The sequence below is a fragment of the Isoalcanivorax pacificus W11-5 genome (genome assembly GCF_000299335.2).
GTDB classification, from domain to species: domain Bacteria; phylum Pseudomonadota; class Gammaproteobacteria; order Pseudomonadales; family Alcanivoracaceae; genus Isoalcanivorax; species Isoalcanivorax pacificus.
In genome coordinates, this window is record NZ_CP004387.1 from 1,322,566 (window position 1) to 1,340,290 (window position 17,725).

Here is a 17,725-nt window from a genome sequence, read left to right on the forward strand (position 1 = left end):
TTGACGGGGTCAGGCCGTGAACAGCATTTTCCTGCGTATCTATGCCGGCATGGTGCTGGCCGTGTTGCTGGTCGGCGCGTTCGCCTACGGCATGGTGCAGCTTATCAATGGCTATCGCTCGGACCTGTACCGGGAAAAGATGGCGCATGGCACCTTCTATCTCATGGCGCGCGGCCTGCAGCGCCAGGACACCCCCGAAGAGCGTGAGGCACGGCGGCAACTGCTGAGCCGGTTGATGGGCGCGGAGATCGAGCTGCGCGACGAGCCCTCGCTGGGGCTGTCCTATCGCGAGCAACTGGAGCTTGGCGAGGGCCTGGTGGTCATGCGGCTGACCGAGCCGGAGTCGTTCGCCGACCTCATGTATCAGTTGCCTGGCGAAGACACCTACATCTTTACCCGCATGGAGAAAGTCTCCGAGCAACAGGCACGGGCCACGGCGCTGTTGCTGCTGGACGAACTGGCGCAATACCCGCTGGCGGAATGGGACGCCGAGTTCACCCGCTTGCAGGGCAAGTTCGGCTACCAGCTGACCCGCATGCCACAGAGCGCACTGACGCTGGATGCCGAACAGCGCCAGCGGCTGGCGCGGCGCGAAGTGGTGCTGGCGCTGGACGAAAGCACCAGCCGCAGCCGCTCGGCAGTGATGGTCTATGCGCCCATCGGCAACACCGGCGAAGTGCTGGTGCTCGGCCCGCTGGCGTTGTTCGACTGGATGCCGATCGAGATGTCGGTGATGGTCGGCCTGCTGGGCCTGTGTGCGATGGGGTTTGTCACCTATTTCCTGGTGCGGCCGCTGCAGACGCGGTTGCGCAAGCTGGACGGCGCGGTACGCCAGCTCGGCAGCGGCAACCTGGATGCGCGGGCCGACGTGCGCGGGCAGGACGCCATCGGCCAGTTGGGCGCTACCTTCAATGGCATGACCGAACATATTCGCCGGCTGATCGAATCCCAGCGCGAGATGACCCGCGCGGTATCGCACGAACTGCGCACGCCGGTGGCGCGGCTGCGTTTCGGGCTGGAGATGCTGGCCGACTGTGATGACAGCGAGGAACGGCGCGTCAAACTGGATGAGCTTGACCGCGATATTGAACAACTGGATCGCCTGATCGATGAAATCCTGACCTTTGCACGGCTGGAAGAAGGCACGCCGACCATCGAGCTCAAGCAGGTGGATATCGAGCCGCTGTTCGAGCAGATATGCCGCGAGATCGAGCCGATCAGCGGCACGCTGACGGTGCGCGATGCCACCGACTGGCAGCGCTTTACGCCAGCGCAACGCTGTGCCGAAGGTGAGGAACGCTACCTGCACCGCATCCTGCAGAACCTGGTCACCAACGCGCTGCGTTATGCCAAGAGCGAGATCGTGCTGCGCTATCACATTCAGGGCAGCATGGCGGTCATGGAAGTGGCCGACGACGGCCCGGGCATACCGTTCTCCGAGCGCGAGCGTATCTTCAAGCCGTTTGCCCGGCTGGATAAAAGCCGCCACCGCGCCAGCGGCGGTTACGGGCTGGGGCTGTCGATTGTGCAGCGTATCGTCGAGTGGCATGGTGGGCGCATTGAAGTCACCGACAGCGCCGCCGGCGGTGCGCTGTTCCGGGTGATCTGGCCGCGCGAGCAGCGCAGCGGCCTGCACGTTCTCAGCGGTCTGTAACGCGTAAAAAACAACAACGGCGCCCCGTCAGGGCGCACGGCACCGCTGTGTGCCAGAAATCAAGGGAGTGCAACATGAAGGGTTATCTGCTGGCCATCGACCAGGGCACCACCAGCTCGCGCACCATCGTGTTCGATGCCGCCGGCACCATTCTCGGCCAGGCGCAGAAGGAATTTGCCCAGCATTATCCGAACGACGGCTGGGTCGAACACGATGCGCGGGAAATCTGGACTGACTGCCTGGCGCTGTGCCGCAAGGCGCTGGCCAATGCACACATTGATGCGTCGGAACTGGCCGCCATCGGTATCACCAACCAGCGCGAAACCACGGTGCTGTGGGACCGTGCCAGCGGTACGCCGCTGGCGCCGGCCATTGTCTGGCAGGATCGCCGTACCGCCGCGCTGTGTGAACAACTGCGCGAACAGGGCCATGAGGCGCTGGTGCAGGAACGCACCGGGCTGCTGCTCGATCCGTATTTTTCCGCCACCAAGCTGGCCTGGCTGCTGGACAACGTGGACGGTGCGCGCGAGCGGGCCGAGCGCGGTGAACTGGCGTTTGGCACCATCGACAGCTGGCTGCTGTGGCAACTCACCGGCGGGCGTGTCCATGCCACCGATGCCACCAATGCGTCGCGCACGATGCTGTTCAATATCCACACGCAGCGCTGGGATGACGCCCTGCTGGCACTGTTCCGCATCCCCGCAGCGCTGTTGCCGGACGTGCGTGACAGCGCCGCCGATTTCGGCCAGACCGATGCCGGCCTGTTCGGCACCCCGGTGCCGGTGGCCGGCATCGCCGGTGATCAGCAGGCTGCGCTGGTGGGGCAGGCCTGCTTTACACCGGGCATGGTGAAGAGCACCTACGGGACGGGCTGTTTCATGGTGCTCAACACTGGCGAGGAAGCCGTCACCTCGCATAACCGTTTGCTGACCACGGTGGGGTATCGCCTTGGCGGCAAGACCACCTATGCACTGGAAGGCTCGATCTTTGTGGCCGGCGCGGCGATCCAGTGGCTGCGGGATGGCCTGCGGCTGATCAGCCACGCCAGCGAGACGGAAGCATTGGCGCGCAGCGTCGGCAGCGCCAAGGGCGTGTATATGGTGCCGGCTTTCACCGGCCTGGGGGCGCCCTGGTGGGACCCGCATGCGCGCGGCGCGTTGCTGGGCCTGACCCGCGACACCGGGATTGCCGAGGTGGTCACCGCCGGGCTGGAAGCGGTCTGTTACCAGACGCTCGACCTGCTGGAAGCCATGGTTGCCGATGGCGCCGGCCGGCCCACTGCATTGCGCGTCGACGGCGGCATGGTGGTGAACAACTGGCTCGCGCAGAGTCTGGCGGACATTCTCGGTGTGCGGGTGGACCGCCCGGTGATCACTGAAACCACGGCCCTGGGCGCGGCCTATCTGGCGGGCCTGCAGGTGGGGGTATTCTCGTCACTGGACGAGATCGGCCAGCACTGGCAGTGCGACCGGGATTTTGCCCCGCGCCTGAACGAGCAGGACCGCCGTGAACGCCATGCCGGCTGGCGCGATGCGGTCGCCAAGGTCTGCCGGCGCGTCTGAGCCGCAGGGCTGTCAGGCCCTGTCCCGGCCTCGAAAACGCGGCGGAACGCGCCGCGCTTCCCTCCCTCTGAGCCTCGGCGACATTTCCACCTTCAAGGGTAGGTTTTGTCGTCGGCTTTCCCCGTCCTCTGCCCCGCTTCCGGGGCATTTCTGGCAAGTCCTCACCCGACGAGTGGTATCAAAATGCCATATTTTGGATGAGTGGTAGCCAACTGGCGACAAAGTGTTGTGATGTAAGTCACATCAACTAATACTATTTGCCTAAGAGATATCAGAAAGCTAGTACCAGAGGCTGGTGCTCGAAGGGGGTTGGCCAGCGGCCAACCGACAGGCTGCCGGAGGGCCGCAGGAGGCGGGTCGGGGCGCCGGAACGGGTGCGACGCACCCCGGATGCAGGCGGACAACAATGCAGGGATGGTTTATTACCGGGGGAGCAGATCCCGATCAGGCGCGTACCGTGCGCCGGGTGTTGTTCGCCATGGTCGCGGGTGGCCTGGCGCATACGCTGGTCTGCTGGATCGCGGCGCAACTGGACTTCTTTCGTGGTGGCTCGGATGTCTTCACCCGGCTGTTCCTGGTGATCTGGGGCGGCCATATCGGTTTCATCCTGTTTACCCTGCTTGGCTTTAACCGCCTGTGCCGTGACCCCTCGTTGACCTTGCCGGTGATCTGGTGGTCGACACTGGTGTTGCTGGTGTCCGCCTATTACACCGACCAGGTGCGGCTGTGTGTGATGCTGTTGTTCTTTGCCATCCTGCAGACCGGCGTGTTCCGCAGCCGGCGGCGTGATCTGGCCTGGGTCGGCGCCTTCGGCGTGCTGGCCTATCTGGTGATCATCGCGCTGGTGGCGCACTGGCACCCGGAGGCGGTGGACGTCACCGCCGAGCTGATCCAGTGGGCGGCCTTCCTGATGATGACACTGGCAGTAGTCAGCCTGGCCGGCGAGATCGGCATGATCCGCAACAAGCTGGCGCAGCGGAACCGCGATCTCGGCGAAATCGTCGACCGTATCCAGCGGCTGGCAGTACGCGATGAACTGACCGGCCTGTACAACCGTCGCTACGCCATGGAACGCCTGACCAAGATTCGTGAAATGGCGGGCCGGGGCGCCTTCGGCGTGGTGGTGGCCTACGCTGATCTGGACCATTTCAAGCAGATCAATGACACCTATGGTCACGGTTTCGGTGACGAGGTGTTGCGGCTGTTCGCCCGGCGTGCCGGGGAATTGCTCAGCGGGCGCGATTTCTGTGCCCGTTTCGGCGGCGAGGAGTTCCTGATTGTGCTGGTGAAGACCGATCTGGAGCAGGCACGGAATGTGCTTGAACAATTGCGCCGCAACCTGGCGGCCGAGCGCTTCGACGACGCGCCTGCGCTCAGGGTCACAGTGTCGCAGGGGCTGGCCGACTACACTGCCGGCGAAACGCTGGAAGACTGGCTGGCGCGCGCGGACGATGCGCTGTACCGCGCCAAGAGCCAGGGGCGCAATCGTACCGTGGTTGCCCACCGCGGCCGTCTCGACGGCACCGGCGACGCACTGCCGGTGCCGGAATAATCTTTGGATGCGTCTGCGGACGTATCCAGTGTGCTTGCGGCGTCTGCCGCGCACAGTGTCAGGGTAAGGGGGGGACATGATTCGTGAGCTGGAGCAGGCCGATGCCCTGTCGCTGGATGACCAGCGGCTGGCGCGCCGCCATGCGCGCACCGCGCTGGCGATCAGCGGCCTGCACACCATGATCTGCCTGTTTTATTTCCAGGGCGGCTACATGGTCGCCAATGGGCCGACCCTGGCCATGCTGCTCGGCGGTATCTGGGCCGGCAACCTGTTGCTGACGCTGCTGGTATTTTCCGGTCGTTTCCGTCGGCGCCGTGACCCGAGCCTGTCGCTGCCCTGGAACCTGTGGCTGACCACCTCGATGATGACCAGCGCCTACTTCATGGACGAGTTCCGGATCAGTATTGCGATGCTGTTCTTCGCCGCCATGCTGCTGGCCTCGTTCCGGCAGTCGCTGCCGGGGCTGTTGATCATGTCGATTGGCGCGGTCAGCGGTTATCTGCTGGTACTGGTGCTGGTCTGGCACAACCGCAGCGTGCAGATGAACCTGACGCTGGAAATGTTGCAGTGGCTGATCTTCTGCATGGCATCGGTGAGTTTTGTCATCACGGGTGTCGGCATCAATGCGCTGCGCACCAACCTGACGGCAAAAAACCGCCAGTTGGGCGATGCTTTGATGAAAGTGCGCGAGATGGCGATCCGTGATGAACTCACGGGGCTGTTCAACCGCCGCCACATCATGGAAGTGCTGACGCAACAGCAGGCGCTGGCGGAATCCGGTGAATACCGGTTTGCGGTCTGTTTCGTCGACCTGGATCATTTCAAGCGCATCAACGATCGCTTTGGCCATGCCGCCGGTGATGAGGTACTGCGCCGTTTCGCCGAGATCGCGCGCGCATCGTTGCGCGAGGCGGATTACACCGGGCGGCTCGGTGGCGAGGAATTCGTGCTGGTGCTGACGCAGAGTGATCTGGACGGTGCCGCGCAGGTGGCCGAGCGGTTGCGCGTGGCGCTGGCGGGCGAGGATTTCAGCGCACTGGACCCGGCGCTGTCGGCGTCGGTGTCGATCGGCATTGCGGCGTATCGGGTCGGTGAAGAATTGAATGAAACGCTGGCACGGGCGGATCGCTGCCTGTATCAGGCCAAGACCCGTGGTCGTGACCAGGTGATCACTGAAGAGGCGCTGCCGCTGGCGGTGCCGGCCTAGACCCTGTTCATACTAAATCCAATAGCCCGCGATTATGAGCGGAGCTCGTGTTCAATCGCCGTCGCAACGAACTGGTTCAGGCTTTGACCCCGTGCCTGCGCCGCATCGGCGGCGAATTCATGCAACTCGGAAGGCAGCCTGACCTGGAATTTCCCGGAGTACGATTTGTTGGGCTGGACGCCACGCTTTGTGCACTCATCAAGAAAGACTTTCAGGGAAATTTCACCTTCTTTGCGCAGGGCAGCAACGCTGTCCGCATAGAAATCAGCCCCGCCGTTCAGCCCGGTGAACTCGCCACGGAACATCTCGATGTCCGGGTCAAATTGAATGACTGCCCGGTAGCCATTGATGATCATGATGTTGTTCATGGCATGACTCCGTTATCTTCCAGCCACTTGCGAATGCTGGCCACTGCGCCCTTGTCAGTATCCGGCGAAGGATGGGGGCGGTGGAACACGCGAATTTCGCCGAACAGAAAGATGGCGACACGAGACCCTTCACGCTCCTCAATCTCGGCGCCCAGCGCCTGGAAGAGTGCCTCTATGTCTTTCCACGGCACGCTGCCGGGCGTGGGGCGGCTGAAGAGGCTGGCAAGTGTCCGGCCGTGTTTGCGTTTCATGTCAGAATGGTACTGCTATGTGGTACTGCATTCAATGCTCAACGGAGCGCCCGCACAGGGAGCAGGATAAGCGTGCCACGGGCTGTCAGGGCGCGACATCCATGCCAGAGGGAAAGGCCGGCGCGCTTTAGTTGCCAAACAGCACCAGATGCTTGGCAGCGATATCCACCTTGAGCAATGCGCCAACGTCCACATCCACATGGCTGCCGGTCAGGCAGCTCAACTGTTCGCCATTGTCCATTTCCAGCCGGTAGAGAATGTTCGGCCCGGTGAATACCCGGTGCTGGACACGTGTGGCGAGCGCGCCCTGTTCGGCCGGCACCACGTCTTCGGGACGCAACAGGACATCCACCTGGCTGCCGGCGGGGCGTGTCAGTGGCCGGTGGCTGTGCAGCCGGCCGGCGGCGGTGCTGACGTGGTTGTCGTCGTCGACGATGCCGCGCAAAAAGGCCCCGGCGCCAGCGAATTCCGCCACGAAGCGGGTCGCTGGCGCATGGTAGATGTTGTAGGGGCTATCCCATTGCATCAGTTCACCCGCGCGCAGGATGCCGACGTGGGTGGCAATGGCGAAGGCCTCTTCCTGATCGTGGGTGACGATCACGGCGGTGGTGCCTTCGTGCAACAGGATGGCGCGCAGCTCCTGGTTGAGCTGGCGGCGCAGGTCGAGGTCCAGGCTGGCAAAAGGTTCGTCGAGCAGGATCAGCGGCGGGCGTGGGGCCAGGGCCCGCGCCAGCGCGACGCGCTGTTGCTGGCCGCCGGACAGTTCGTGCGGGTAGCGCCCGCCCATGCCTTGCAGGCGCACCATGGCCAGGCATTCATCGACCCGTCGCTGACGTTCGGCGGCACTGACGCGGCGCAGGGCAAAGCCGACATTTTCGGCCACGGACAAATGCGGAAACAGGGCGTGATCCTGGAACACCATGCCCAGGCCGCGCTGCTCCGGCGGCAGCGTAAATCCGGCGCTGGAAGCGCGCTGGCCATTGATGCGAATGTCGCCGCCGGTGAGTGGTTCCAGACCGGCGATGGCGCGCAGGGTAGTGGTCTTGCCGCAGCCGCTGGGGCCGAGCAGGCAGGCAATCTGGCCGCGTTCCAGGGTAAAGCTGACGTCGCGCACGACCTCGTGCTCGTCGTAGCGGCAATGGATGCGGTCAAGCTGCAGCGGTTGGGAAAGAGGCTGGGGCATCGTGCTGGCTCGTCAACGGTGACGGGCCAGCACTATAGCAGAAATCCGCACCGTCTCAGCCGGTGGGGCCGATCAGCAGGAATTCCAGCAGCGCCTTCTGGGCATGCAGGCGATTTTCCGCCTCGTCCCAGACCACGGCGCGCGGGTCGTCGAGCATATCCAGGCTGACCTCCTCGCCCCGGTGCGCTGGCAGGCAGTGCATGAACAGCGCCTGCTTGTCCGCGCGGTCCATCAGCGCCGGGCTGACCTGGTACTGACTGAACGCCTGCACGCGCTGTGCCTGTTCCTCTTCCTGGCCCATCGAAGCCCAGACATCGGTGACCACCAGATGCGCGCCCTCGACGGCGGCCTGCACGTCACGTTCGATGCGCACGCGGTCGCTGTTTTCGGTGACCAGGTCGGCGCGGGGATCAAACCCTTCCGGGCTGCTGATCACCAGTTCGAAGTCGAACTGGCGCGCGGCGTTGATGTAGGAGTTGCACATGTTGTTGCCGTCACCGACCCACACCACGCGCTTGCCCTGGATGCTGCCGCGATGTTCCACATAGGTCTGGATATCGGCCAGCAACTGGCATGGATGAAAATCATCGGTCAGCGCGTTGATCACCGGCACCGACGAATGTGCGGCGAAGGTTTCCACCGTGCTGTGGGCGAAGGTGCGGATCATCACCGCATCGACCATGCGCGACATGACGCGTGCGGAATCCTCGATCGGTTCGCCCCGGCCCAGCTGGGTATCACGTGGCGACAGGAAAATGGAGCTGCCGCCGAACTGGGTCATCGCCACTTCAAACGAGACGCGCGTGCGCGTGGACGCCTTTTCGAAAATCATGCCCAGTGTGCGGCCGCGCAGCACTTCGTGGCGCTGGCCATTCCTGAGCATGGTTTTCAGCTCGATGGCGCGCTGGATCAGGTAGCCGAGTTCGTCGCGGCTGAGGTCGCGCAAGGTGAGAAAATGGCGCACGCTCATGCGGCCTCCTGCTGGCGGGCAAACTCCCGCACGGCGGCGACAACGCGTGTCACCAGCGTGTTGATTTCCTGTTCGCTGATCACCAGCGGCGGCAGCAGGCGGACCACGCTGCCGGCGGTGACGTTCACCAGCACGCCCTGGGTGCGGGCCAGCTGTACGATCTCCGGGCAATCGCGATCCAGTTGAATGCCGACCATCAGGCCCTTGCCACGCACTTCAGTGACCATCGGCAGGTCGGCGAGCGCGTCGCGCAGGCCCTGGCACAGCAGTTCGCCCTTGCGTTTGACCGTCGGCATGACCTGTTCGGACAGGGTTTCCACCACGGTCAGCGCGGTGGCGCAGCCGAGCGGGTTACCGCCGTAGGTGCTGCCGTGGCTGCCGGGGCTGAGCACGTCGGCGGCGCGGCCGGCGGCCAGGCAGGCACCGATCGGGAAGCCGTTACCGAGGCCCTTGGCGGTGGTCAGTACATCGGGCACCACACCGGCACCGACGCAGAAGAAATAGTCGCCGGTCCGCGCGTTGCCGCTCTGTACTTCGTCCAGCATCAGCAGCCACTCGTGTTCGTCGCAGAGCGCGCGCAGGCCGGGCAGGTAATCGTCCGCCGGCACGCGCACGCCACCTTCGCCCTGGATCGGCTCTACCAGCACGGCGACGATGTTGTCGTGCTGGCTGGCCAGTGCACGGATGGCGTCGAGATCGTTCCACGGCGCACGCACGAAGCCGTCCACCAGCGGTTCAAAACCGGCCTGGGCCTTTTTGTTGGCGGTGGCGGTCAGGGTGGCCAGCGTGCGGCCGTGGAAGGCGTTTTCCAGCACCACGATGGTCGGCAGGCTGACGCCGCGCCGGTTACCGTACAGCCGCGCCAGCTTGATCGCGGCTTCGTTGGCCTCGGCACCGGAGTTGCAGAAAAAGGCTTTCTGCATGCCGCTGATCTGACACAACACGGCAGCCAGGCGCTCCTGGGCATCAATGTGGTACAGGTTCGAGGTGTGCATCAGTGTGCCGGCCTGACGCGCCAGGGTTCGCGTGACTTCCGGATGGCAATGGCCAAGGTTGCAGACGCCAATGCCGGAAATGGCATCCAGGTAGGCGTTGGCATCGGTGTCAAACAGCCACACGCCTTCACCCCGGGTGAAGGTCAGTGGTTGCCGCGCGTAGGTGGGCATCAGGTAGTTGTTGGTCATCCTCGGGCCTTTCCTGCCTGTGTCAGGCATCTGCGAACCGGCGTTGCCGGGTGCGGGTGGCCGGTGCGCAGGGCATCGGCCGCCGAAACAAAAAACGGCAGCCAGGGCTGCCGCAAGCGCTCGATAATAGCGGTCCCGGCAGAAGGGTGCAATTATGCGCAGGCCTTCGCGCAGGGCATGTGTGCGTGCCCAGCATGACGTGACCATGTGTACACCGAGTGACTGATCAGGAGACGTTTCATGGACGCGGTGCAACTGAGCATTTTCGCCAATCGCCTGTCCGGTATCTGTGAAGAGATGGGGGCCTTGCTGCGCCGCTGTGCGTTTTCACCGAACATCAAGGACCGGCTGGATTTCTCCTGTGCCATTTTTGATGCCGACGGCGAGCTGTGTGCGCAGGCCGCGCATATTCCGGTGCACCTGGGCAGCATGGCCTATGCCATGCGCGATCTGGTGTCTGGCCGGGACTGGCAGCCGGGGGCGTTGCTGGTGGTCAATGATCCCTACCTGGGCGGCACGCATTTGCCGGACGTCACGGTGGTGGCGCCCGTATTCGGCCTCGGGGAGCGCCCGTTGGCGTTTGCCGTGACGCGCGCGCACCACGCCAATATCGGCGCCACCGCGCCGGGTTCCATGCCGGTGTCGCGACATCTGGAAGAAGAGGGCGAAGTGATTGCGCCGCAGTGGTTGCGACGTGACGGCGCCTGGCAGCAGGCGCTGGTGCAGCGGCTGGCCGGCGGCGCCATGGACCCGGAACACTCCCCGCGCTTTGGTGATTTCGTTGCGCAGGCCAGCGCCTGCGAGGCAGGGGCCGGCTGGCTGGCGACGCTGGTCAGCGAACGGGGCGAGCACTGGATTCAGGATGGGGTGGCTGCCCTCAATGCCTACGGCGAGCGGCTGGCCGGGCAGATGATCGCGGCCATTCCCGACGGCTGCTACCACTTCGCCGATGTGCTGGATGACGATGGCCAGGGCACGGTGGATATTCCCGTGGTGGTGACGGTCACCATCGCCGGAGCGCGCGCGCAGGTGGATTTCACCGGTACGGCACCGCAGGTGCCGGGCAATATCAACTGTCCGCTGTCGGTCGCGGCGGCGGCGGTCTATTACTGTTTCCGCTGCCTGCTGCCGCCAGCGGTGCCCGCCTGCGCCGGGCTGTTCCGGCCGGTCAGCCTGAGCGCGCCGGAGGGTTCGCTGGTCAATGCCCGGCGCCCGGCGGCGGTGGCGGCCGGTAATGTGGAAACCAGTTCACGCATTGTCGATGCCGTACTGGGCGCGCTGTCGCAGGCCATGCCCGAGCGTATCCCGGCGGCCAGCCAGGGCAGCATGAACAACCTCGCCATGGGGCAGGGGGCGCAGCCCGGCCAGCCCGGCTGGGACTATTACGAAACCATGGGCGGCGGCATGGGTGCCTCGGCACAGGCGGATGGCCTCAGCGCGGTGCAGACGCACATGACCAATACCCTGAACACACCGATCGAGAGTCTGGAGCGGCATTATCCGTTGCGCGTGTGGCGCTACGCCCTGCGCCGGGGCAGCGGTGGCGCGGGTGCGCAGACGGGTGGCGACGGGCTGGTGCGCGAGCTGGAATTCCTGGCGCCGGCGCAGGTGACGTTACTGACAGAGCGCCGTCGTCATGCGCCCTGGGGCTTGGCGGGTGGGCAGCCGGGGGCGCTCGGGGAGAACCAGCTCAACGGCGAGCCGTTGCCGGGCAAGGTGAGTTTCCAGGCGATGCCGGGGGACCGATTACGGGTCGCGTCTGCCGGGGGTGGCGGCTTTGGTCGGTCGTGAATGTGGTTCAAATATCGACATAACGAGATTTTGGACCGCCTGATCAAATAATCATGCGTTTCATAGAGAGAATCGTTTTCATTCACGTCACAAGTTTCTACACTCCTGCGCGTCACAGGACGTTCATATAACGACATCTCTGCAGGAGCGACATCCATGCGTATCCGTCACCTCGCGGCGGCCTCCGGGCTGGCTGTGTTGGGCTTGTCTGAATTTGCCAGCGCCACCTCCACCGACCCCTCCCGCCAGCCAGCGCGGCTGGACCGGGTCGAGATCGTCGAAGACCCGAATGATCCCCGCAAAATGTCCGGCTCGGTGTATGTCGTGAGTGAGGAAGACCTGGAAAAGTTCGAGCACACGGATATTCACCGCATCCTGCGTGATGTGCCCGGGGTTTATTTCCAGGAGGAAGATGGCCTGGGCCTGCGGCCGAACATCGGCATTCGCGGCTCCGGCAGCGGTCGTAACGAAAAGATCTCGGTGATGGAGGACGGCATCCTGGTGGCGCCGGCGCCTTATGCCGCCCCGGCGGCGTATTATTTCCCCACCGCCGGGCGCATGCGCGGCGTGGAAGTGCTGAAAGGGCCGGAGACGCTTCTGTACGGACCGTTCACCGTTGGCGGTGCATTGAACCTGCTGTCCACGTCGATCCCCGAGCAGGCCAGCGGCATGCTCAATGCGGAAGTGGGCGCCTTCGGCACGCAGAAACTGCATGGCCATTACGGTGCGACAGAAGGGCAGTGGGGCCTGTTGCTGGAGACCTATCAGAAGCAGGTTGATGGCTTTCAGGACATCGACCGCTCCGACCGCGGTACCGGCTATGACACACAGGACTATGTCGCCAAGCTGCGCTGGCGCAGTGCCGCCGACGCGGCGTTTGCCCAGCAGGTGGATATCAAGGCGCAGTATTCGGATGAGTATTCCGACCAGTCCTATATCGGGCTCACGGAGGCGGATTTCCGGCGCGACAGTACCCGCCGCTATGGTCTGACGGAACGGGACCGGATGGAAAACCGCCACAAGGGCTTTTCATTGCGGCACCAGATTGCGTTCGGGTTGGATACCGTGCTGGCCAGCACGGTGTACCGCAACGAGACCGCCCGTAACTGGTACAAGGTCGATCGCATTAACGGCCAGAGCATCAGCGCCTTCCTGAACAGCGCCAACAATGGTAATGCGGCGGCGCAGGCGGCGCTGGACGGCAGTGCGGATGTGGCGGGTATCCAGATCAAGGCCAACGACCGCAGCTATACTGCCCAGGGCGTGCAGTTCGAACTGAGCCAGGCGCTGTTCACCGGCGAGGTGCGCCATGATGTAGTCACCGGTGTGCGCTGGCACCAGGACGAAGTGGACCGTTTCCAGCCGGTGGATGTGTTCGACCAGATCAATGGCAGCCTCGTTTACCAGAGCAGCATTGCGCCCACCGGCAGCAATAATGCGCTGGAGGATGCCAATGCGTTTTCCGCCTGGCTGATGGACCACATCACCCTGGGCGACCTGCGCCTGACGACGGCGCTGCGCTATGAGGACATCAATACCCGTCTGCGCCAGTATGGCGATCCAGGCCGCACCGTGATCAGCACCCGTCGCAGCAATAACGTGAACAAGCTGACCGCCGGCCTGGGCGCTACCTACGCGCTGGATGAAGTCTGGACGTTGCTGGCCGGTGTGCATCAGGGTTTTGCACCCGCCGGTGCCGGTGCTGACCGTGGCAACGAAGGTGAGGAAAGCCTCAACTATGAGTTGGGCGCGCGCTTCCGCGACGGCAGCCGTGGCATGGACGCGATCCTGTTCTACAGTGATTACCGGAATGCCGTGCAGAACTGTTCCGTCGCGGTCCCCTGTGCAGGCGGTGCCACCACCGGCAGTACTCAGCAGGGCGAGGCGGATGTATATGGCCTGGAACTGGCGCTGACTGCCGATCTGTACAGTCAGGGGGCCTACAGGGTACCGGGTCGGCTGGCCTACACCTACACCCGCAACAAGATCACCAAGAGCTCGGATGACGGCTCGGTGCTGTACGGTGACAACCTGTCGTACCTGCCAGAGCATGTTGCTTCCGCCACGGTGGGCCTGGAGCACAGTGCGGGCTGGAAGGCCTACGCCAGCCTGAGCTACGTCAGCAGTATGTGCATCGATAACCAGTGTGACCGTGAATACGGCATCGTCCGGCCGAGCAACCGCCTGTTTGAGACCGACAGCTACGTCACGGTGGACCTGGCTGCCGCCTACCCGCTGACCCCGGCCGCCGAGGTCTATGTGAAGGTGGATAATGTGTTCGACGAGGAGAAGATCGTCGCCCGCAGCCCGGCCGGGGCACGGGTGAACATGCCGCGCTACGTGGGCGCGGGCGTGCGGCTGAGCTTCTGAGGCGGCGCGGCGCCTGTCGGACAGTCCGATAGAGAGTTTTCGGTACTGTTGGTAGACTAGGCGCCCCTGTCCGACACCGTTTTAGGGTAAAGAGCATATGGACGACGTAATGGAAGTGATCCGCGAGCAGATCGAGAAGAACCCGGTGATCCTGTACATGAAGGGCTCGCCGCAGTTCCCGCAGTGCGGTTTCTCGGCGCGCGCGGTGGAAGTGATGACCGCGATCGGCAAGCCATTTGCCTATGTGAACATTCTCGAAGCCCCGGAGATTCGCGCCAATTTGCCGAAGTACGGCAACTGGCCGACCTTCCCGCAGTTGTGGGTGAAGGGCGAGCTGATCGGCGGCAGCGACATCATCCTGGAAATGCACCGCAGCGGTGAGCTGGGGCCGATGGTGGAAGACGCCACCGCAGCCTGACATCGCAGCAAGCAGAAAAAACCCGGCATGGCCGGGTTTTTTTGTGCCGTCAGACGGGCGGAATTTTCGGTTTCACCGTCACCAGCATGGCCGGCAGCAGCGTCAGGTTCGCCAGCAGCGCCACCAGCATGGCCAGGCTGGTGAGTGCCCCGAAATAGACCGTCGGATTGAAGTTTGACACCACCAGGATCGAGAAACCGGCAATGATGGTCAGCGAGGTGTAGTAGATCGCTGTGCCGATGGAGCCGTGGCAGCGGCGCATGGTGGCCAGGTAGTCCTGGTCTTTCGGGAATTCCTCGCGGAAACGGTGGATGTAGTGGATCGAGTCGTCCACGGCGATGCCGATGGTGATGGCGGCGATGGTGATGGTCATGATGTCCAGCGGCAGACCGATCCAGCCCATCAGGCCGAGGATGAACGCCGCGCTGAACAGGTTCGGCAGCATGGCGATCAGCGAAATGCCTGGTGAGCGGAACAGCACCAGGAACATCACGAAAATCGCCAGAAACACGAAACCAAGCGTCTTGATCTGCGAGTCGAACAGGCTTTGCAGCATGTTGTTGTAGAGCACCATGGCACCGGTCAGTTTGACCTGCTCTGGCGCCAGATCGAAGTTCTGCTGCAGGTCGTGCTGGATTTTCTGCAGCAGGTCGTTGCGGTTCAGGTTCTTGTCGGAATCGATCACCCGTACGCTGATGCGCACCTGATTGCCGTCTTCGGACAGATACGGCCGCACCAGTTGCCCGCGCAGGTCTTCCGGCACGAAACTGGCCAGCAGCATCAGGTCCACGTAACTGAGCGGACCATTGTTGATCATCTTCGCCACTTCGTAGGTCGAGGCGATGGACAGCACCTTGCCGGTTTCCGGCAGCGATTCCAGGTAGTGCTGGATCTCCAGCAACTGCTCCAGCCGTTGCGGGGTGTACCAGTAGGCGTTTTCCAGCGGGTCGGCCTGTTGTGTTGCGGCAAACGGATCGGCGAAGGGATCGTCGCCAAAGTCGTCAGAGCCCTCGTCACCAAAGCCCCCCGCGAACGGATCGGCAAACGGATCATCTTCCAGTACACGCGGCTGATGGCCGGCGGGGGCATCAATGACGATGTCCAGCGGCGTGGTGCCGCCCAGGTTGCGGTCGATCTCGACCATGCCCTGATAGATTTCGGTGTCTTTCTGGAAGTAATCGATGAAGCGGTTTTCCACCGTCAGGCGGCTGGTGCCGATCAGCGATACGATCACCACCAGGGCGCAGCCGACCAGCAGCTTGATGCCGTGGCCACGATTGAAATCGGAAATGCGCAAGGTGGCGCGGCGAGTGAAATCGCGCAGTGTCTGCGGCGGCTGTTTTGGCAGCAGTGCCAGGACCGCCGGGAACAGCACCAGGCACAGTACCAGTGCCAGGCCGATGCCGATGGTCATCATCCAGCCGAAGTCGATCACCGGGCGGATGCCGCTGAACACCAGCGAGGCGAACGCGACCATGGTCGTCAGGCTGGTGTAGATCACCGGGCGCAGCATGTGGCCCATGGTGTCGCGCACCAGGGCCGGCTGGTCGGCGTCCGGCTGTTCGGCCTGAAGTTCCCGGTAGCGCACGATCAGGTGGATGGTCATGGACATGGTGATGATCAGCAGCAGCGAGACGAAGTTCGAGCTGATCACGGTCACTTTCCAGTCCATCAGGCCGAGCCAGCCGGAAACCCACAGCACGGTCAGGCCACAACAGAGCATCGGCAGGGCGATCCAGCGCAGGCGGCGGAAGATCACCAGCAGTGCCAGGATCAGGAACAGCGTGACGCCGATGCCGAACACTTCCAGGTCACTGCGTACGAAACCGACGGCGTCCGAGGCAATCATTGGCGCACCGCCGAGAAACAGCTGCGCGCTGTCGCGGTGCTGATCCATGATGGCGCGGATGGTGGCAATCTCTGCGGCGCTTTCGGCCTGGCGTTTGGCTGAATAGTCGCTGAATTCGCGGTTGGCGCGGGCCAGTTGCTGCGCACCGGCGTTGTCCAGTTCCCCGGCCCGTTCCTGATCGCGGAGCGCATTGCGGCGATTGAGCAACTCATAATAGGTTGCGTCACGTTCGAAATTGATCAGCAGCGCGGTGGTGTCGCCATCGCGGTTGACCAGCAGATCCCGGTACAGCGGGCTGCCGCCGGTAAATTCCTCTTTCGCCAGTGACAGATTCGCGTCTTCGTCGCGCAGCGTGCTGTAGCCGTTGGCCAGGTCGCTGAAGCGCACCTGCGGGCTGAACAGCAGCGGCACGTCGAGCATGGAATACACCGACGCCACCCGGGGCAGTTCGGCCAGGCGGCCTTGCAGCGTGGCGAGATCAGACAGGGCCTCGCGGCTGAACAGGGCGCTCTGTGTCGGTTCATAGGTGATGATCAGAAATTCACTGCCGCCGTAGCGCTTCGACACTTCGCGGTAGAATTCCAGCGCCTTGTCATTTTCCAGGATCAGCGAGTCGGCGGAGGCATCCAGCCGGAAGTGGCGGCTTTCCCAGGCGGCGTAACCGGACACCAGCAGCGCCAGGAGCACCCAGATGACGGGGTGTTGCAGAACCAGGCGCTGGTACAGCGCAAACAGGGTTTTGGTCACGGGCTAATCCTTACTCGCTGGTGGGGCGGGGCCGGTGGCAAGGCCACCGGGTACAGACCTCAGAACATGGCTGCCAGTTCACGCGCGAAGCGTTCATTGAACGCGCGCAGGCGACGTGTCACCGGCAGCGTCAGCAGGCTGATCACACCTTCGGACCATTCTTCATGGTGAATGCGGCAACTGCCGCCTTCCACCGGGGTGAAGGTAAAGCGGTGCAGCATGCGGGCCATGGGCAGGTTCACACCCCAGGTGATGCGATGGTCCGGTTCGAATTCCAGAATCGGCACGATCAGGGGGGCTGCCGGCAGGCCCGGCAGTTTCGGTGCGAACATCAGCAGCGCGCCACGGCGCCAGTCGCCGTTGAGCAGGCGTGCATTGGCGATCACGCTGGACCAGTCGGCCCAGTCCTGCACGTTGCAGAAGAAACGGAACGCCTGGGCGGGCGGTACGGCGGCCTCGGTGACCATGTCGGCGTAGTAGCGTTTGAACATAAACATTCCTGTGCGTGTTATTTCCTGATGGCCTGCTCCCCGTCAGGGGTGACCAAGAGTACCGAACCCGTCGTGATGCGGCCAGCAATGGCAGGGCGGGGCTGTTGACCCGTCGGCACCGCTGTCAT

Annotated in this window: 14 protein-coding genes; 7 read left to right on the forward strand and 7 right to left on the reverse strand. The window is 63.6% G+C overall.

Translation table 11 applies throughout. From position 1 onward, the window contains the following. The first annotated feature begins 16 nt into the window (after nucleotides 1-16). The 4 genes from S7S_RS05880 (at nucleotide 17) to S7S_RS05895 (ending at nucleotide 5,975) form a co-directional block, all read left to right on the forward strand. Complete coding sequence (locus tag S7S_RS05880; RefSeq protein ID WP_008737924.1) at nucleotides 17-1,654, forward strand: ATP-binding protein; 1,638 nt, start codon at nucleotides 17-19, stop codon at nucleotides 1,652-1,654. A 74-nt stretch (nucleotides 1,655-1,728) separates the two neighbouring features. Further along, nucleotides 1,729-3,216, forward strand: coding sequence for a glycerol kinase GlpK (gene glpK, locus S7S_RS05885; RefSeq protein ID WP_008737926.1), 1,488 nt, complete (start codon nucleotides 1,729-1,731; stop codon nucleotides 3,214-3,216). A 406-nt stretch (nucleotides 3,217-3,622) separates the two neighbouring features. After that, nucleotides 3,623-4,768: a GGDEF domain-containing protein gene (locus S7S_RS05890; RefSeq protein ID WP_008737928.1), complete on the forward strand. Its 1,146-nt coding sequence runs from the start codon at nucleotides 3,623-3,625 to the stop codon at nucleotides 4,766-4,768. Between the two features lie 76 nt (nucleotides 4,769-4,844). Beyond that, nucleotides 4,845-5,975: a GGDEF domain-containing protein gene (locus S7S_RS05895; protein WP_008737930.1), complete on the forward strand. Its 1,131-nt coding sequence runs from the start codon at nucleotides 4,845-4,847 to the stop codon at nucleotides 5,973-5,975. Between the two features lie 32 nt (nucleotides 5,976-6,007). Here S7S_RS05895 and S7S_RS05900 read toward each other — a convergent pair whose 3' ends face one another. The 5 genes from S7S_RS05900 to S7S_RS05920 form a co-directional block, all read right to left on the reverse strand. Continuing rightward, entirely contained in the window at nucleotides 6,008-6,343 is a 336-nt protein-coding gene (locus S7S_RS05900) for a type II toxin-antitoxin system HicB family antitoxin (protein ID WP_008737933.1), read from the reverse strand. Next, nucleotides 6,340-6,594, reverse strand: a complete 255-nt coding sequence (locus S7S_RS05905) for a type II toxin-antitoxin system HicA family toxin (RefSeq protein ID WP_008737935.1) — start codon at nucleotides 6,592-6,594, stop codon at nucleotides 6,340-6,342. The genes S7S_RS05900 and S7S_RS05905 overlap by 4 nt, the downstream gene beginning before the upstream one ends. A gap of 127 nt (nucleotides 6,595-6,721) precedes the next feature. Then, complete coding sequence (locus tag S7S_RS05910) at nucleotides 6,722-7,777, reverse strand: ABC transporter ATP-binding protein (RefSeq protein WP_008737936.1); 1,056 nt, start codon at nucleotides 7,775-7,777, stop codon at nucleotides 6,722-6,724. A 55-nt stretch (nucleotides 7,778-7,832) separates the two neighbouring features. After that, nucleotides 7,833-8,747, reverse strand: a complete 915-nt coding sequence (gene argF, locus S7S_RS05915; protein WP_008737939.1) for an ornithine carbamoyltransferase — start codon at nucleotides 8,745-8,747, stop codon at nucleotides 7,833-7,835. Further along, nucleotides 8,744-9,931, reverse strand: coding sequence for an aspartate aminotransferase family protein (locus tag S7S_RS05920; RefSeq protein ID WP_008737941.1), 1,188 nt, complete (start codon nucleotides 9,929-9,931; stop codon nucleotides 8,744-8,746). The genes argF and S7S_RS05920 overlap by 4 nt, the downstream gene beginning before the upstream one ends. Nucleotides 9,932-10,171: 240 nt before the next feature. Here S7S_RS05920 and S7S_RS05925 point away from each other — a divergent pair, with 240 nt between their 5' ends. From S7S_RS05925 to grxD, 3 genes are all read left to right on the forward strand, one after another. Then, complete coding sequence (locus S7S_RS05925; RefSeq protein ID WP_008737943.1) at nucleotides 10,172-11,722, forward strand: hydantoinase B/oxoprolinase family protein; 1,551 nt, start codon at nucleotides 10,172-10,174, stop codon at nucleotides 11,720-11,722. Between the two features lie 156 nt (nucleotides 11,723-11,878). After that, entirely contained in the window at nucleotides 11,879-14,092 is a 2,214-nt protein-coding gene (locus S7S_RS05930; protein WP_008737945.1) for a TonB-dependent receptor family protein, read from the forward strand. A gap of 97 nt (nucleotides 14,093-14,189) precedes the next feature. Continuing rightward, nucleotides 14,190-14,510, forward strand: coding sequence for a Grx4 family monothiol glutaredoxin (gene grxD, locus S7S_RS05935; RefSeq protein ID WP_035204999.1), 321 nt, complete (start codon nucleotides 14,190-14,192; stop codon nucleotides 14,508-14,510). Between the two features lie 49 nt (nucleotides 14,511-14,559). Here grxD and S7S_RS05940 read toward each other — a convergent pair whose 3' ends face one another. Together S7S_RS05940 and S7S_RS05945 are read right to left on the reverse strand one after the other, a co-directional pair. Further along, nucleotides 14,560-17,106, reverse strand: coding sequence for an efflux RND transporter permease subunit (locus S7S_RS05940; RefSeq protein ID WP_008737948.1), 2,547 nt, complete (start codon nucleotides 17,104-17,106; stop codon nucleotides 14,560-14,562). A gap of 59 nt (nucleotides 17,107-17,165) precedes the next feature. Next, the gene (locus S7S_RS05945; RefSeq protein ID WP_035205002.1) at nucleotides 17,166-17,597 is read right to left on the reverse strand and encodes an SRPBCC family protein; all 432 of its coding nucleotides are present in this window, start codon (nucleotides 17,595-17,597) and stop codon (nucleotides 17,166-17,168) included. Nucleotides 17,598-17,725 lie beyond the last annotated feature (128 nt).

Coding starts and splice junctions, on each gene's coding strand:
- glpK (WP_008737926.1), top strand. CDS start 1,729: ATGAAGGGTTATCTGCTGGCCATCGACCAGGGCACCACCAGCTCGCGC.
- S7S_RS05890 (WP_008737928.1), top strand. CDS start 3,623: ATGCAGGGATGGTTTATTACCGGGGGAGCAGATCCCGATCAGGCGCGT.
- S7S_RS05895 (WP_008737930.1), top strand. CDS start 4,845: ATGATTCGTGAGCTGGAGCAGGCCGATGCCCTGTCGCTGGATGACCAG.
- S7S_RS05900 (WP_008737933.1), bottom strand. CDS start 6,343: ATGAACAACATCATGATCATCAATGGCTACCGGGCAGTCATTCAATTT.
- S7S_RS05905 (WP_008737935.1), bottom strand. CDS start 6,594: ATGAAACGCAAACACGGCCGGACACTTGCCAGCCTCTTCAGCCGCCCC.
- S7S_RS05910 (WP_008737936.1), bottom strand. CDS start 7,777: ATGCCCCAGCCTCTTTCCCAACCGCTGCAGCTTGACCGCATCCATTGC.
- argF (WP_008737939.1), bottom strand. CDS start 8,747: ATGAGCGTGCGCCATTTTCTCACCTTGCGCGACCTCAGCCGCGACGAA.
- S7S_RS05920 (WP_008737941.1), bottom strand. CDS start 9,931: ATGACCAACAACTACCTGATGCCCACCTACGCGCGGCAACCACTGACC.
- S7S_RS05925 (WP_008737943.1), top strand. CDS start 10,172: ATGGACGCGGTGCAACTGAGCATTTTCGCCAATCGCCTGTCCGGTATC.
- S7S_RS05930 (WP_008737945.1), top strand. CDS start 11,879: ATGCGTATCCGTCACCTCGCGGCGGCCTCCGGGCTGGCTGTGTTGGGC.
- grxD (WP_035204999.1), top strand. CDS start 14,190: ATGGACGACGTAATGGAAGTGATCCGCGAGCAGATCGAGAAGAACCCG.
- S7S_RS05945 (WP_035205002.1), bottom strand. CDS start 17,597: ATGTTCAAACGCTACTACGCCGACATGGTCACCGAGGCCGCCGTACCG.